Consider the following 15249-nt stretch of genomic DNA (forward strand, 5'->3'; position numbering starts at 1 on the left):
GGCGCGGTCAGCGCCGGAGAAGGAGCCGACATGCGCAAACAGATGATCGAGAATGCCGCCTTTGAAATCGCCACGCAGTGCCGCACCGTCGAGGACAGCATCGACGCAGCGCTGACCGAATTGTCCGAACTCCAGGATCGCATCTTGCGGATGAGCGCGATTCCGACCGTCGGCTTTGCCACGGCGCAGGAACCCGTGACCAAGCTTGCCGGCGCGGTTCAGGCGCTGGTGTCGGCTCGCGGCTCGATGGCGGACTGCCATGCCGCTCTCGCTCAAGCTCGTGGCAAGGTGCCGGGCCTACGTACCGTCGCCTTTGGTGACAATGAATGCCCGCCGCCCAAGGGGCAGGTTGATCTTCGCATCGTCGCTTGAAGGCCGCTAAGAGGCTGATGATGACCAAGCGTGTCCGGGGACGCCACTGATATGGCTCCAATGCTATTCAGAATGCTGCTGCTCGCCATCGTGCTCTATGCGGTGCTGCGCGGCGGCAAGGATGAGCGCATTGTCGGCATCATCTGCGTCGTCGGCACGCTGGTCACGACCCTGGTCATATCCCCAACGTCCGCCCGGTTCGAAGGTCTTGAAACCCAGGTTCTCTACGTCGACTTGGCGGTACTCGCAGGGTTCGTGGCCGTTGCGCTTCAGTCCGATCGTTTCTGGCCGCTCTGGGTCGCGGGTCTACAGCTGACCACCGTGCTGGGCCATCTGCTGAAAGGTGTTGAGAGCGATCTCATCCCGCAGGCCTATGGTGCCGCGCTCAACTTCTGGAGCTATCCGATCTTACTGATCCTCGCCGGCGGCACCTGGCGGGCCCATCGACGCAGGCGTAAGGAAACGGACCGTTCGCTGACGACGCCGTGAAGGTTGCCGCCGCACCCAACCCAATCTAAACGGCCCTCCAACCGCATGGGGTCCTGATGTTCGCTTGGTTTCAACGTCTTCTGCCCGAACGCGGCGACTTCTTCGGAATGTTCGAAGCGCATTCGGCGACTCTGGTCGGGGCGGCCCAGGCGCTGAAGCAGCTGGCTGAAGACGGAACGTCGACTCAGCAACTGCTCACCACCATCCAGGACCACGAGCATCAGGCGGATGACATCATCCGCGAAGTGCTGATCGCCGTTCGCAAGACTTTCCTGACGCCATTCGACCGTGGAGCGATCACGGCCCTCATCGGGTCGATGGACGATGCCATCGACGAGATGCTTGGCGCCGCACGGGCGATTGATCTTTATGGACTCCATCAGCTCCGGCCCGAGATGAAGGACATCGTCAAGCTGATCTGCGAGGCCGCAGCGGTCACGGAGGAGGCCATTCCTCTGCTCCGCGATGTCAGCAGCAATGGCGCGAAGCTCCACCAGTTGACGGGTCGCCTTGTCAGCCTCGAGGGTGAGGCCGATGACGTCCATGCGGCAGGACTGAAGCGGGCCTTCCAGGAAGTCGAGGAGATCGGTGCCATGGAATTCTCCGTCGCCCGCGAAGTCTTCAAGAATCTCGAGCGCGTCACCGACGCCTTCGAGGACGTCGCCAACCAGATCGACGGCATCGTCGTCGATCACGCCTGAGCCAGGTACAGCCAAGTGCATGAGCTAGCCTTCCCGCTACTCGTCGGGCTGATCGTCCTTGCGCTTGCCTTCGACTATCTGAACGGCCTCCACGATGCCGCAAATTCCATTGCGACGGTGGTCGCGACACGCCTGCTCAGCCCAGCCAAGGCCGTGGCCTTTGCGGCCTTCTTCAATTTCTCGGCTTACTTTTTGTCGCTGGCAGTTCCGGAGCTTCACAAGGTTGCCGATACGATCGGCAAGGGCCTGATCGATAAGGACCTCGTCACCCCTGCCGTGGTGTTCGGTGCCTTGGTCGGCGCGATGTTCTGGAATGTGGTTACCTGGTGGAAGGGCATTCCATCCTCATCCAGCCATGCACTTGTAGGCGGAATCGTCGGCGCGGGCGTTGCCCATGCGGGATTCACCGGCATCCAATGGACCGGCCTCAACAAGACGCTGATCGCGATCGTCCTGTCGCCGACGCTCGGCATGATGCTCGCCATGCTGATCATGCTGATCACGAGTTGGCTGGGCGTCCGCGCAACCGCGGCGGGGGCGGAGCGGACCTTCAGAAGCCTGCATCTGATGTCCTCAGCCGCTTACTCGATCGGGCATGGCCTCAACGATGCCCAGAAGACGATGGGCCTCATCACCGTGCTGCTCTATTCGACGGGCTATCTGCACGGCGATTTCGAAGTCCCGCACTGGGTTGCGATCAGCTGCTATGTCGCCATCGGTTTGGGCACGCTCACCGGCGGCTGGAAGATTATCGAGACCATGGGAACGCGGATCACCAAGTTGTCGCAGCACCAGGGCTTCAGCGCCTCGCTGGGCGGCTCGGTGATGCTATTTGCCGCATCTTGGTTCGGTATTCCGGTGTCGACCACGCATACCATCACCGGCTGCATCATCGGTGCAGGCGCGGCCCGGCGCGCGTCCGCCGTTCGCTGGCAGGTGGCCAGAAACGTCATAAGTGCCTGGGTGATCACCATTCCCGCTTCCGCCACCGTGGCGGCGCTTTTCTACTTGCTGACAACGCTGTTCTAAAATGACCCGCCGAAAGAAATCGCATCAGAGCCACGGCAACCCGAACCGCCCGCGTTTTTGGGGAAAGCATGCGGTTGCCGCAGCGCTCGACAATCCTGGTCGCCGGGTATTGAAGGCCTGGGCGACCCGGGAAGCCGCCGACTTCATGCAGTTTCCCAAGGAAGTGCCGGTTACGCTGGCTGAGGCGCCGGACCTCGCCCGCCTGGTCCCGGGGGACGCGCCGCATCAAGGCGTGGTGATCGAGTGCGAACCTCTGGAGGACATCTGGCTCGGCGATGTTCTCGCCGATGCGCCGGAGCGCGCCGTCCTATTGGTGCTGGATCAAGTGACCGACCCGCATAACGTCGGTGCAATCCTCCGTTCGGCAGCGGCGTTCGGCGCCGTTGGGATCGTCACCCAGGATCGACATTCCCCGCCGGAAGGCGGCGCATTGGCGAAGGCCGCTTCGGGTGCGCTCGAGCGCGTACCCTGGGCCCGAGTCGTTAATCTGGCACGAGCGCTCGAGGAGATCGCCGAGGCGGGTTTCTGGCGTATCGGGCTTGATGGCGAAGCCTCGACCGACCTCAAGGAAGCCTTGGGGCCGCAGCGGGTTGCCTTGGTGCTCGGCGCGGAGGGCGCGGGACTTCGTCCGAACACGCGCGAGCATTGCGACGCGTTGGCCAAGCTGCCGATCACCGACGCGATCGAGAGCCTGAATGTCTCGAACGCCGCCGCGATCGCTCTCTACGCGGCCAGCGTCGCCTAGATGGTTCGCGACCGAGCGAGCCTGCACACGAGCGTCGCTGCACTTGCGGAACTCGAGCCGGCCTTTGCCAGCGTTATCGAGCGCCACGGCCATCCTGAGCCCCGAAGCAGCGAACCGGGTGCACACACCCTACTTCGAACGATTGTTGGCCAGCAGGTCAGCGTCGCCGCGGCGCGCGCCATGTGGTCGAAGCTTGAGGCTGCCTACGGTACGCCGCCCGATCTGGCCGCAATCCTTCGCGCGAGCGATGAAGAGCTTCGTCTAGCCGGCCTTTCGCGGCAAAAAGCGGGCTACGCGCGTAGTCTTGCGCAGCTCGTGCTGTCGGGCGAGCTCGACCTGTCCGCGTTGCCGGCGGACGATGAAGAGGCAATCGAACTGCTGACCAGGATCAAGGGTATTGGGCGCTGGTCGGCGGAAATATATCTTCTGTTCGCCGAAGGACGGACCGACGTATGGCCGGCCGGTGACCTTGCCGTTCAGATCGAGGTTGGCCGACTTTTGGGCCTTCCGGAGCGACCGCCGGAGAAGTTGGTTCGCGACATTGCCGAGCGCTGGCGGCCGCATCGCGGGGCGGCCGCGCTGCTGGCCTGGCACAGCTACAACAGCGCGGTTCTTTAGCGGCGTACCTGCATATGGTGCGGGCGCGCACCCAGGTTGCGGAACACGCGCGGTCCGAGGTCGAGGCGAAACGGCGCCATCTTTTCGCCGTCGCCTTCGCGCCCGACGAGATAGCTTTGGGACGTTTGGCCCTCGCCGCTGGTCCAACGAAACAGCGCGTTGAAGGCGATCAGGGGGACGAGCAGACGCCGGCCTGCAACCTCGAAAGCACGCACCTGCTCAAGGGGCATGCTGACGCGGCTGTTCAGTTCGATGCTGCGCATGGGCGGAATGCCCTCGATCGGATCCCCAACGCCGGCCGGCTGCTGGAAGAAGGCCGCAATTTCCTGATCCTGTGCAGGACCGGCGTTCAGCATCGCTACCTCGATGCGGACATCGCGGGCGGGTGCATTCCCGCTGTTCAACGCCACTAGCGTAAACTCCAGCGTCGCGTGCGTCTGGTCGATAATGCAGCGGCCGGGTGTGACGTCCAAGTCGAGCACGGGCCGCAAGCGCGTCGACACGACCCCGCCAGATGCGCTTTTCGGCGCGGGGGCGATCGCCGGTGCAGCGGATGGTGAGGCCGATGCCGCGCGCGGCATCGGCCTGGGCGGCGGGGCTGGCTCAGCCGGGATGAAGGCCTCAAGTTGCTCCGCATTCGAGAGCGCTGCGCGGGCACGCCGCCGGTATAAGGCGAACCCGATCGCAAGTACCGCTGCCAGGGCCGCCACCAACCAGGGTACCATCCCCCAGCCGTTTTGCGGCACCGGCTGAGTTGCGGCTGGCGGCAGCGCAGGCGGCAGGGCTGATGGCTGGGTTTCGAAGCCTCCCTGCGGTAACGGGTCGACGCCAGCATCGGCCGGCTGCGAGCTCAAGTCCTGCGGAGGATCGGCGGGCGGCTGCGAAGCGGGTGCGTCAATGTTACGATCGGCTGGTGCCGACGGGCGTTGCGACACGGCTTCCGAAGGGCGACCGGCCGATGGAGACGGTGCCCGGGCCGGCGCAGTCGAATCCGGCGAAGCATCCGGAGTTTGCTGCTGCGGCTGGTTCTGCGGTGCAGGGGCGGTTCCAGGCAGCGAAAAGTTGCGAAGCTCACGCGGACCAACCGTGGTGGGCGGAGGATCCGCAGGTGCCGTCGACTGGGCAAGCGCGGGCGCGGCCACGATGGCGGCTAAAAGCATGCTGATGCTCCAGCGGGAGCCCTTGTTCATTCACCTGCCTGTGCTGAGCTGTGGGCCCGAAGCCCGCCACACCGCGCCAATGGCGCGTTGCGGCGGCAGGTTCAAGCGTGGCAGCGTTACCGGGCGTCGACGAGCACCAGTTCAGCGTCTTCGTCTGCTTCGATGGTCAGGCGTTCTTCGCCTGTGATTGCCACACCGTCGCGGGCGTTTGCCTCGACGCCGTTCACCCGCACCTTGCCGCTTGGCACGAGATAGAGGTGGCGCTCAGCATTGGCCTCGAGCGAAATGGCGCTGCCTTTTGCGATCGTCGCGCCAAGGATGCGCGCGTCGGCATTGATGGTCAGGGTGCCGTCGCTCCCATCACCGCTTGCAAGCAGCTGAAAGGATCCGCGGCGCGCGTCCTTGGGGAATGGCATCGCGCCCCAAGCCGGCGGGGCGGAGGGACGATCGGTCTGGATCCAAATCTGGAACAAGGTCGTATCCTCGTCCTCCAGATTATATTCGGCGTGAGTGACGCCCGTCCCGGCGCTCATGACCTGAACGTCACCGGCCGCGGTGCGTCCCTGATTGCCCATCGAATCCTTGTGGGTGATGGCACCTTTTCGGACGTAGGTGATGATTTCCATGTCGCGGTGCGGGTGGGGCGGAAAACCGCTCTTGCCGGCGATCTTGTCGTCGTTCCAGACGCGAATGCTGCCCCAGCCCATGCGAGCCGGGTCATAGTAACTGGCAAATGAAAAATGGTGGCGGGCGTCGAGCCAGCCGTGATTGGCATGGCCGAGACTTGCGAAGGGGCGGATGTCGATCATGAGGGTGAAGATGGGATCATGATCGAACCTGCTCAAGAACGCACAAATATGTAACCGGTGCGGCCTTTCGTTCATGCTTTACGGACCCACTTTCGCCGCTAAACGGTTGTCGTGCCCCGGGAGCCTGTGCGGCCATGAACGAGTATAGTGACATCGAAGCCGCCGGGCTGCAGTTCCTTGAAGATGGCGGGGAATGCGGCGCATTGATCGCCGCGCGGGACTGGTCAACCAGTTTAGGCGATCCTCGACGTTGGCCGCAAAGCCTAAAGACTGCCACCTCTTTGCTGCTTCGCTCTCCAGTGCCGATCGTAATGCTGTGGGGCGAAGATGGGATCATGCTCTACAACGACGCTTATTCGATGTTCGCTGGCGGGCGGCACCCCGAACTGCTCGGGTCCAAGGTGCGCGAGGGCTGGCCCGAGGTCGCCGACTTCAACGACAATGTCATGAAGATCGGGCTCGCAGGCGGGACCCTGCAGTACAGCGATCAGGAATTGACCCTGTACCGGCATGGACGGCCGGAACAGGTCTGGATGAACCTCGATTACTCGCCAGTCATCGATGAAAGCGGCAAGCCTGCTGGCGTATTGGCGATCGTGGTCGAGACCACGGAGCGGGTCGCGGCGGAGCATGCCTTACGGGAACGGGAAAGCCGCCTGCGCTTTTTCGACGAACTCGGTCAAGCGACCCGCGCATTAGCGGACCCGTTCGAAATCATGGCGGTAACTGCCCGGATGCTTGGGCAGCATATGCATGCGTCCGTTTGTGCCTATGCCGACATGGACGAGGATGAAGACGGCTTCACCATCCGCGGCGACTGGGCAGCGCCCGGCTCCAAGAGCATCGTCGGCAAGTACAAATTGGTGGATTTCGGCGACCGCGCGGTGACGGAACTGCACGCAGGCCGACCCCTGATCACGCGCGATACTCTGACGGAGCTGGGCCCGGAGGAAGGAGAAGGGCTACTGAGCCTGGGCCTCAAGGCGACTGTTTGCATGCCCTTTATCAAGGCAGGCAAACTGACGGCGCTGATGGCCGTTCACCAGGCGGCCCCGCGGAACTGGACGGATGCCGACCTCGCCTTGATCTCGGAAGCAACCGAACGGTCATGGGCTTATATCGAACGCACCCGTTCCGAGGCCTTCCTTCGCGAAAGTGAAAGCCGGTTCCGCAACATGGCGGACAATTCACCGATGATGGTCTGGGTCACTGACCCGACCGGCTTCTGCAACTACCTGAATCGGCGGTGGTACGAATATACCGGACAGGAAGAGGGTGAGGGCGAAGGGTTCGGCTGGTTGAAGGCCGTTCACCCCGACGATCTTTCGACTGCCGAAAAGGCGTTCGTCAGCGCGAATGCCGAGCAGCGGGACTATCGGGTCGAATTCCGCTTGCGACGGGCGGACGGCAGCTACCGTTGGGTCATTGACGCCGCTGCCGCCCGCGTCGGCGCCGATGGCACCTTCCTGGGATATATCGGCTCGGTATTTGACATCGACGAACGACGGGAAGCGGAAGAGCGGCTTGCATTCCACGAAGAGCAATTGCGGCTAGCGATCGATGCGGCCGAGATCGGCTTGTGGGACGTCGATCTCCTTCAGGACACGCTTTATTGGCCGCCGCGGCTCAAGCAGATGTTCGGGATCGACCCCGACGTCCCCGTGTCCATGGCCGACTTCTACAACGGCCTGCATCCCGATGATCGTGAAACCACTTTGGCGGCATTCCAGACCGCGCTCGATCCTGCGCTTCGCGCGCTTTACGACGTTGAATATCGCACCATCGGAAAGGAAGATGGGGTCGTTCGCTGGGTCGCCGCGAAGGGGCGCGGCTTCTTCGACGAACAAGGGCGCTGCATTCGCGCGCTCGGCACCGCCATCGAAATTACCGACCGCAAAAAGGCAGAGCAGCACCAACGCCTTCTGATCGACGAGCTCAGCCACCGCGCCAAGAACCTGCTGGCGATCGTTCAATCGGTGGCGCACCAAACATTTCGCGGCGAAGGTTCTCCAGACGAGATGCGAAAGGCCTTTGAAGGCCGCATCGGCGCTCTGGGGGCGGCACACAGCGTCCTGACCCAACAGAAGTGGGAAAGCGCACCGGTCCGGCAGATCATCTGCGATACGGTCTTCGCAGTCGCCTCCAATCTCAACCGGCTCAATCTCGATGGTCCGGAATTGACCCTGTCGCCCAAGACGGCCGTCAGCCTGGCCATGGCCATTCACGAGCTTGCTACCAACGCACTGAAATATGGTGCGCTCAGCAACGACAGCGGCACGGTCGAGGTCGCCTGGTCTACAGCCGCCAACCGTCTTCGGTTTGAGTGGCGTGAGCGTGGCGGACCGCCCGTCGAAGCGCCCGAGCGGCGGGGATTCGGTAGCAGGATGATCGAGCGGGGACTGTCCGCGGAGCTTGGAGGCACGGTGAAGATCCACTTCGAACCCCAAGGGGTAGTCTGCATCGTCGATGCCCCACTGCCGGAGAGCGGGAATTGAGCAAACTCGCTGGCAAAAGAGTCCTGATCGTCGAAGACGAAGCGATTATCGCTTTTGCGATCGAGGACATGCTGGTCGAGCTCGGGTGCGTTATCATCGGCCCGGCGTTGCGGCTGGATGAGGCCTGCGATCTTGCCGACACCGAATTGATCGATGCAGCGATCCTGGACGTAAACATCAATTCTGAACGCAGCTACCCCGTCGCCGATCGGCTGCACCAGCGCGGCGTCCCATTCGTCTTTGCGACCGGCTATGATCGCGAGGGCCTGGAATGGCGTGGCAGCGATCCGGAAATCATCGCCAAACCCTATCGCAGGGACCAGGTTCAATCGGCGCTTGAGCGGATGATCGACTAAACTCTTCCACCCGGCGGAAGAGATGGTGCCAGGAGAGGACTCACATCTCCCTGCCCGGGGTCGTGGTCGGTGGGATTATCATTTTGGTCGATCATCTGGGCATCGTCTGGATGGTTCTTCGACTCGTCAACCGCTTTTGGTCTGAGGCTCTTTTTGCGGCCCGCAGAGCGCGCCAGGACGGTTGAGGGATCATCTCCTGCGCCAACCTCGTGAACACGCTCACAGAGCAGCGGAGCGGGCCTGAGGTTGATGCAGATGATGGTTGACCGTCGCCTCAATAACGGTGGTCGATATCCACGCGATATTGCGCAGCTAGTTCCTCAGCGCGGACGATTGCGGTGTCGTAATCAGGGAACTCTTCGTCATCGACAACATCGATGTCGCCATCATCCTCGTCACCATCGCGCACCCAAGATGTCACTGACCAGCCCTTGCGGAACATCGCATCAGGATAGCCATCGAGATCATCGCCGAACTCGTCGCTGAACTCCCCTCCGCTCGGATTGCCACAGTCGCCGTCCACGGGATTTCCATCCTCATCGGCAACCTGCTCGACAAAGGGGTGGATCGACACCTCGAAGAAGGTCCGACCGTTTTCGTCGCTAGCCGGGGGTTCGTCCTCGTCCCGACTATCTTCCATGGTGGTGACGACCCCGAGCTTGCGCAACTCGGCCTGGGCCCGTGTGTATTCCTCTTCGCTCATCCAGCCATTCTCGTCGCCGGCGTTCTGGATGATCGCCATTGCCTTGCGCAGGTTGAGGGGAAGTTCTGCAATGTTCACTGTCGTGTTCTCCGATGGCGTGATGCCATGACCAGAGATTAGGGTGCAGCGGTTTGGCCGCGCATTATTGAAATGCACCCCGCTACTAGAACTTGAACTTATCAGCGCAGCCTACCGGTCGAAGCCCATGCGGCGCATGCCCGGACTGAAGGTGCGGAGGTCATCGATGCCGCTGTCCGTATTAGCACCGATGATCGTCGTGCAGGTTGGGGTGATCGTCGGCTTGGGCAGCTTGGTCCGGAGCAGGGGAATGACGGCGGCGACGGCGCTGATTGCAGCGGCAACAGCGCCGATGATGGCAAGAAAGGTGGCGAGATCGAAAATTCCGGGCTCCTTAAGGTTGAGCCCGCAGTTTACCTCGCCCACCTCCGCACTTCACGGACGATTGGGGTGCACCACCGTTAACCGGCATCAGTCATCCATGCGGCTTCCTTTCCTGTGTCGGAATTGAAGCCTCATTTGCCGCTGCCCAGCGGGATGTCCGGACACTCCGGCGCTTGCGTCGGGGATCGCACGTTGCCATGAAATCGGTCTTTGTGCCTGAGGTGAAGCGTGTTTGAAGTCCCAACCGACCTTTACGAGTTCGCCTATATTCACGCGCCGGATGAGCGACTAAAGCAACTGGCAATTATGGCCGAGCCGGAAGACTGGGAGCCGCTAGAAGCTCCTGACCGCCGACCCATGGCGGTTCTTAAAAGCTACATAAAATATACATTTGCGAGGCTTGCTGAAGAAGGCAAAGTAATTCTTTCTGACGATGGCGCATATTATGTTTTCAACACGGGCCTTGTTACTCCAAACCAAGAAGCGATCTTCGCGTTGTTTGATCGCAATCAGAATGACGGCCAACAGGTTTGGCACTTCCTCAAGTGGTGCAAGCGCTATGATCTCGTGAACTTTTCCGAATTGCCGGGCATCACGCACTACTTCGATGATCCTTCTAAGCTCGTTCTTAACATGTCCAAGGAATTAAGAGTCAACATCGACCACATTGTGTCGGAGAATAAGACGCGGTTCCCGGAGCCCTTTAACTCGATGGATGATTACACGCTTCAGACATTCCTGAAGGGAGCAATAGACAATGCTAAGGAGCGGGTTTGTCGAAACTACAAAGCCGCCGTTCCGCAATACCATAGAGGTAAAGTGCAGCTTCTACTTCCATTGTGCATCACGAACCCTGCAAAGGCTGACCTCGCGCTTGTGGTCGAGGATCACGGCAGTTTCTACAGAGCTTCTACATGCCTAACCTTGGACATGGCATACAATAATGCGCGATTGCTGGCGCGGCCTGACAAGGACTGGTTGCGACCGAACGAAGGTCGGGCATGAGAAGGCAGTTGTTGACTTCAATAGATCGAGGCCAGTCACTTAGCCCTCGGTAAGTCCGGCGCCCTCGCCTTGCCAGTCTTAGACTCCGAAGCCTCACCTCGGATTACGCGGCACTCGAGCACTCCATAGCTTTGTCGCGCCGGGGTTCGGCTACTTGCCGCGTCCCTTTTCTTTCTCGCTCAGGAAGGCCCCGGCAACAAATCGGTCGGCTTCCCGGTCAACGTGTCGCTCTTCCGCTTTGCTGGTGCTCTTGCTGTCTTTCTTACCAGATGAAAACCAACCCATGACGGCACTCCTAGCTCTCACCGAGCGGCATCAACGATGGTATCACCCTTGCACCCGGAGCGCCACAGGTTCGGCAATGTGCAGACCGCCTGCCCTCTCCACTCTAAGCCGCAAGCACTCGATAGACGCTTGCACGACCAATCTTGAGCCGCTTGGCGATCTCTGTTGCGCCAAATCCTTGCTGGCGAAGCTCACGCACATCGTCGGCTTGGATCGTCGCCGGTCGGCCCTTGTAGATGCCCTTGGCCTTAGCGGCTTCGATGCCTCGGCGTTGGCGCGCCTTGATGAAGTGCTTCTCGACCGACCCGATAAGCCCGAACAGAGTCAGCATCATCTCGGCCATGATATCGGTCCCGTCGAAAATGATTTTGGGGTCGTCGAGCTTCAGGATGGCACCCTTGGCGACGACCCGCTTGGCGATGGTCAGCAGGTCGCCGGTATCGCGGGCGACACGGTCGGGATGGAGTGCGAGCAGGATGTCGCCCGGTTCGAGCAAGAGGATGGCAGCTTCGAGTTGATTCCGACCCTGTAGGGTCGAACCGTTGCCGGTCTCGGTGAAGACGACGACCGCGCCGAGCGTTTCCAGCTTGGCCTTCTGGCTGGCGACATCTTGCTGGTCGCTGCTGACGCGACCGTAGCCAAGGGTCTTGCCTACCGGCTTCACTCGCCTACTTCCGGCTCTGACCAAGCGAGTTTCGCACGCATAAGGTTATTTGGGTGGTCGGTGTAGATGGTCATGAAGAACTTGCCGTCCTTTTGGCGGCTTGGCGACCGATGATACCACCCAATCGGCATTGCCGCCGGAGCCACGTCCTTCAGCAGGGCGTGCAGCTTGCCTGCCGCCATCTGAGAACGCCCAAGAGGAAATTCATAGTCAGTCATTCTGCACCTCGTCTCGCATGAGTCTAAGACGAGGGTCTCACGGATGTCTTTTTTGTCCAGGACTATCCGCTTGAGACACGAAACCTGTCTCAGCCAGCGTCTCGGATGCGGTTACCCGAATGAGACGAGCGACGGTCCACTCGTTAAGTTCAAGAATTGGATGATCTGCCAGGATACCACCTGATTGGTGGCTCTCAAGCATTAAACCGCTGACTATGTGGTCGCTCCCGAAAGGAGCACCAATGAGCAAAAGACTGGATTGGGATGCCGCTAAGTGCCGCACGCGCCGCCCGCTCATCACGAGTGGCGAAGCCCGAGAGTTTAAGCAGCAAGCCCAACAACTCGCAGAACGCGTAAGAAACGGTCACAGAAACCCGCAGGCTCACCTTCATGGGAAGGTTCGGACCCTAAGCGAGCAAGAGAAACTCGCTTACGCGGAAGAAAGGGGCTGGGCCGTCGCGACGCCGAAGCTCCAGTCGGAGAAGAAGCGTGCAACCTCCACCAAGAAGAGATGCCCACGTTCACCGCGCTCCCGAGGAAATTTCGAATGATGACGCTCGACGCCATCGTTGCAGCCATAAGCGAGATCGATTTCGATCATGCCATGGCAGAAGCTCTGGCACACCGGCTGAAGAGCGCCGCACCAAACTTTGCGAGCAAGATGGTGCCGCGCCGCCAACTCAGTGCTCGGAATTTCCCACCAGTGAACTCGATCCTCGCAGCCCAGTGCAGCGTATTTGATAATTGGATTGAGTTTGGCGGGAAGCGCCCCAAGCGAGGCGAGATCGGTCATTACCGTGATCGCTTCAAAGCCGAGCTTCAAGTCTGGACCTGCACAAAAGATGACATCGATTGGGATCGCTCATCGTGGCACGGAAAAGCCCACCTTTGGTCTGGAAAGGACGTCATGGCTCGCTCGAAGGGCAAGAGCATGAAGCTTCCTAAGGCGCTCTCGGAGGACTTTCGTGCTCAATTTATCGAGCTAGCCAGCGGGATGGACGGCTTTCGGCTTGGCTTACCTTACACCAAGGATGGCAAGACGCTGCTCTATAACAACGACGGCAGCTACCTAGCCGCTAGGGAAACTGAGCTCCAAGACCACCAACTGGAACTGATGATTTTAGCAACCTCTAGCGGGCCGTTTTGCTTTTCTGGGTTCAAGAACACCACGAGTAAGGGGCATCCCTTAAGTGGGAATTGCTTCGCGCACTCGCGCATGACGACGAGCAAGCCACTGGCGGATAAGTGGGACGCTACTTTGTTTTCTCACCAACCTGCGACGTCGAGGGACGAGGCGAGGCCAGCGGAGGGGTGATGCAGGTTAGGTAATTACTATCAACAAGACTTATAGAAGACTCGTAATTACCTAACCTGCAAAGGCGCTCCGCGCATGTGTCGAGGTTAGCTCAACTGACGGGTTCTCAAGGAGAACCAGTCCAAACTTTCTCTCGAGTTATTAGAAATATTTGATCAGGGAGCAGGTTGCGAGGTGCAACCTGCACGTCAGCAGTCGCGACTTAGCGTGCACATCGGCTCTAGCATGTGGACAGCCCTTCCAATGTCTGGATGATAGCCCCATCCTGAATTGGCAGACAGCCCGCTCTCTCGCCACTCAGGGTCAATCCCTATCACGCCTAGGCTCCACCCATCTTTGTTGAGGTCGGCCTCAATCATTGTCAGAGCGGCGCGGGTGGAATGAGGATGTTCAACCAGCCATTCATTCCCATCGTCTTGGATCACTTGCATGAAGTAGCCGACCCAGACACGCTGCCGCCCAGTCGTCACTGACCCCCACTGGACGTGTGCCTCGCGACTACCTGCGCCTAAGGGACTGCCGCTGATCGGCGTGAGACCACAGGGCCGCTCCTGTCCCGAGTAGTGACGCCAACCTCCCGATCCGAATTCATTATAGCGCATGCTAATATTTATACTTCTGGTGAGAGTCTTTCCGTGTCAAAAGCACTAACATCCAGCGTTATGGAAAATGCGTGAACATCGGGCAGGCCATTCGAACAGGGCGAAGGGCTCGTAAGTTGACGCAGGCAGAAGTTGGCGCGCTTGCCGGATTAAGCCGTCAAGCCGTTGCGGAAATCGAGCGCGACGCCGGGACCATCCGCAACCTTCACGCGGTAGAGAAGCATGTGCCAATTTCCATCTCCGGTCTTCCCAGCGGCGGGGACAGTATTGGACAGCGCCTTCGCTCAGCCCGCGTCGAAAGAGCATTATCCCTCCGAGAAGCAGCGGAACGCGCGGGGATCGCCGTTAACACTGTCCGCCAGATCGAAGCGGGTCGAGGCACTGTAGATCGCTTGCAGCGACTAGCTCGCGTGGTCGCTCCCGGAGCGCGGGCTAAGGCAGTCAAGAATGGCTCACGTAAGCGCGGGATAGCTGTCGTCGGGTGGGTCGCCGATAGGGTTAGGCGCGTGGGTGATTATTATCCGTCACCGGCTCCAGTTGTTCGGCTGCTGCTAGACCACGAAGCTTTCGACCGCGACGTTCCTATTCTCGAACCCACGGTTGGGCACGCCCGCGTGATCGAGCGCGTCTTACGGGAGCGTGGCTTCATGAACATCACCTGTTTCGACCTGCACTGTGAGGGTGATGAGCGCCGCGACTTCTTCGAAATAACCGAGCATTATCATACAATAATCACCAATCCGCCTTTCCGGCTTCATAGGGAATTCATCGCACATGCTAAGCGGGTCGCCACCCACAAGATCGCGATGTTGCTCCCGCTGAACTATCTGACGGGTGCAGGACGACACGAAGACATCTGGACTGATTCTGACTTCCCCCTCGCTCGTGTTCATGTGCTGAATCGCGGCATCGATTTCATTGGCAGCGACCCTCACGCGGACCAATTCCGCTCCTCTCAGATGTATTGCTGCTGGTATGTCTTTGAACGGCAACATCGAGGTCCGCCGACGCTCCACTGGATTAACAGCCATAAGCACGTCGAACGAAAAGGTGCGGAGCTTAAGGTAATGGTTTGAGGCCGGAGGTGGACCGCAATTGGAAGCGGCGGTTAAGACTAGTGGGTGCAGGCCCAACGGCTCCGACGATATGTAGCTTTTTGCGCCCAGATAGCACTCTAACCAGCCTGTATGAGCTAGATGACTTGGGCTCTAATTTCCGTTGGCAAAGCGGCTATTCGTGATAGCCCGTTTGCAGATGCGATTTTCTACGACGCTGCACCCA

General features: G+C 60.2%; 18 protein-coding genes and 1 pseudogene. 12 read left to right on the forward strand and 7 right to left on the reverse strand.

Features of this window, described 5'->3' with window-relative positions; all coding sequences use genetic code 11:
- Positions 1–30 precede the first annotated feature (30 nt).
- The 6 genes from G7077_RS05000 (at position 31) to G7077_RS05025 (ending at position 3954) form a co-directional block, all read left to right on the forward strand.
- Complete coding sequence (locus G7077_RS05000) at positions 31–372, forward strand: hypothetical protein (RefSeq protein ID WP_166410752.1); 342 nt, start codon at positions 31–33, stop codon at positions 370–372.
- Between the two features lie 72 nt (positions 373–444).
- Entirely contained in the window at positions 445–861 is a 417-nt protein-coding gene (locus G7077_RS05005; RefSeq protein ID WP_166410753.1) for a hypothetical protein, read from the forward strand.
- Between the two features lie 56 nt (positions 862–917).
- Entirely contained in the window at positions 918–1562 is a 645-nt protein-coding gene (locus G7077_RS05010; protein WP_166410754.1) for a DUF47 domain-containing protein, read from the forward strand.
- 15 nt (positions 1563–1577) lie between these two features.
- On the forward strand, positions 1578–2591 hold the full coding sequence (locus G7077_RS05015; RefSeq protein ID WP_166410755.1) for an inorganic phosphate transporter: 1014 nt from the start codon (positions 1578–1580) through the stop codon (positions 2589–2591).
- A gap of 1 nt (position 2592) precedes the next feature.
- Complete coding sequence (rlmB, locus tag G7077_RS05020; protein ID WP_166410756.1) at positions 2593–3336, forward strand: 23S rRNA (guanosine(2251)-2'-O)-methyltransferase RlmB; 744 nt, start codon at positions 2593–2595, stop codon at positions 3334–3336.
- On the forward strand, positions 3337–3954 hold the full coding sequence (locus G7077_RS05025) for a DNA-3-methyladenine glycosylase family protein (RefSeq protein WP_166410757.1): 618 nt from the start codon (positions 3337–3339) through the stop codon (positions 3952–3954).
- On the opposite strand, the gene G7077_RS05030 is transcribed toward G7077_RS05025, so the two are convergent.
- Entirely contained in the window at positions 3951–5114 is a 1164-nt protein-coding gene (locus G7077_RS05030) for a hypothetical protein (RefSeq protein ID WP_166410758.1), read from the reverse strand. The two genes, G7077_RS05025 and G7077_RS05030, sit on opposite strands and share 4 nt — an antisense overlap.
- A 116-nt stretch (positions 5115–5230) precedes the next feature.
- The gene (locus tag G7077_RS05035) at positions 5231–5923 is read right to left on the reverse strand and encodes a pirin family protein (RefSeq protein ID WP_166412333.1); all 693 of its coding nucleotides are present in this window, start codon (positions 5921–5923) and stop codon (positions 5231–5233) included.
- Positions 5924–6057: 134 nt separating this feature from the next.
- On the opposite strand from G7077_RS05035, the gene G7077_RS05040 reads away from it, so the two are divergent.
- Both G7077_RS05040 and G7077_RS05045 read left to right on the forward strand, forming a co-directional pair.
- Entirely contained in the window at positions 6058–8418 is a 2361-nt protein-coding gene (locus G7077_RS05040) for a PAS domain S-box protein (RefSeq protein WP_166410759.1), read from the forward strand.
- A complete protein-coding gene (locus G7077_RS05045) occupies positions 8415–8774 on the forward strand; it encodes a response regulator (RefSeq protein WP_166410760.1) in 360 nt (119 codons plus the stop codon). Before G7077_RS05040 ends, G7077_RS05045 begins: the two co-directional genes overlap by 4 nt.
- Positions 8775–9048: 274 nt before the next feature.
- Here G7077_RS05045 and G7077_RS05050 read toward each other — a convergent pair whose 3' ends face one another.
- Positions 9049–9555, reverse strand: a complete 507-nt coding sequence (locus G7077_RS05050; RefSeq protein ID WP_166410761.1) for a hypothetical protein — start codon at positions 9553–9555, stop codon at positions 9049–9051.
- Between the two features lie 111 nt (positions 9556–9666).
- Complete coding sequence (locus G7077_RS05055; RefSeq protein WP_166410762.1) at positions 9667–9921, reverse strand: hypothetical protein; 255 nt, start codon at positions 9919–9921, stop codon at positions 9667–9669.
- Positions 9922–10107: 186 nt separating this feature from the next.
- On the opposite strand from G7077_RS05055, the gene G7077_RS05060 reads away from it, so the two are divergent.
- Positions 10108–10884 carry a DUF3825 domain-containing protein gene (locus G7077_RS05060; protein ID WP_166410763.1) on the forward strand — a complete coding sequence of 259 codons (777 nt, stop codon included), beginning with the start codon at positions 10108–10110 and terminating at the stop codon, positions 10882–10884.
- Between the two features lie 150 nt (positions 10885–11034).
- On the opposite strand, the gene G7077_RS14270 is transcribed toward G7077_RS05060, so the two are convergent.
- The 3 genes from G7077_RS14270 to G7077_RS05070 all read right to left on the reverse strand — a co-directional run bounded on the left by G7077_RS14270 (position 11035) and on the right by G7077_RS05070 (position 12051).
- The gene (locus G7077_RS14270) at positions 11035–11169 is read right to left on the reverse strand and encodes a hypothetical protein (RefSeq protein ID WP_281347057.1); all 135 of its coding nucleotides are present in this window, start codon (positions 11167–11169) and stop codon (positions 11035–11037) included.
- Between the two features lie 103 nt (positions 11170–11272).
- Positions 11273–11833: a recombinase family protein gene (locus tag G7077_RS05065; RefSeq protein ID WP_166410764.1), complete on the reverse strand. Its 561-nt coding sequence runs from the start codon at positions 11831–11833 to the stop codon at positions 11273–11275.
- The gene (locus G7077_RS05070; protein WP_166410765.1) at positions 11830–12051 is read right to left on the reverse strand and encodes a hypothetical protein; all 222 of its coding nucleotides are present in this window, start codon (positions 12049–12051) and stop codon (positions 11830–11832) included. Before G7077_RS05070 ends, G7077_RS05065 begins: the two co-directional genes overlap by 4 nt.
- Positions 12052–12598: 547 nt before the next feature.
- On the opposite strand from G7077_RS05070, the gene G7077_RS05075 reads away from it, so the two are divergent.
- The 3 genes and pseudogenes from G7077_RS05075 to G7077_RS14070 all read left to right on the forward strand — a co-directional run bounded on the left by G7077_RS05075 (position 12599) and on the right by G7077_RS14070 (position 15044).
- On the forward strand, positions 12599–13366 hold the full coding sequence (locus G7077_RS05075) for a hypothetical protein (RefSeq protein ID WP_166410766.1): 768 nt from the start codon (positions 12599–12601) through the stop codon (positions 13364–13366).
- Between the two features lie 673 nt (positions 13367–14039).
- Positions 14040–14321, forward strand: a pseudogene (locus tag G7077_RS14490) (helix-turn-helix domain-containing protein); the annotation flags it as partial.
- A gap of 153 nt (positions 14322–14474) precedes the next feature.
- A complete protein-coding gene (locus tag G7077_RS14070; protein ID WP_246167396.1) occupies positions 14475–15044 on the forward strand; it encodes a hypothetical protein in 570 nt (189 codons plus the stop codon).
- The last annotated feature ends 205 nt before the right edge of the window (positions 15045–15249 follow it).

Source organism: Sphingomonas piscis (assembly GCF_011300455.1).
Lineage (GTDB): Bacteria > Pseudomonadota > Alphaproteobacteria > Sphingomonadales > Sphingomonadaceae > Sphingomicrobium > Sphingomicrobium piscis.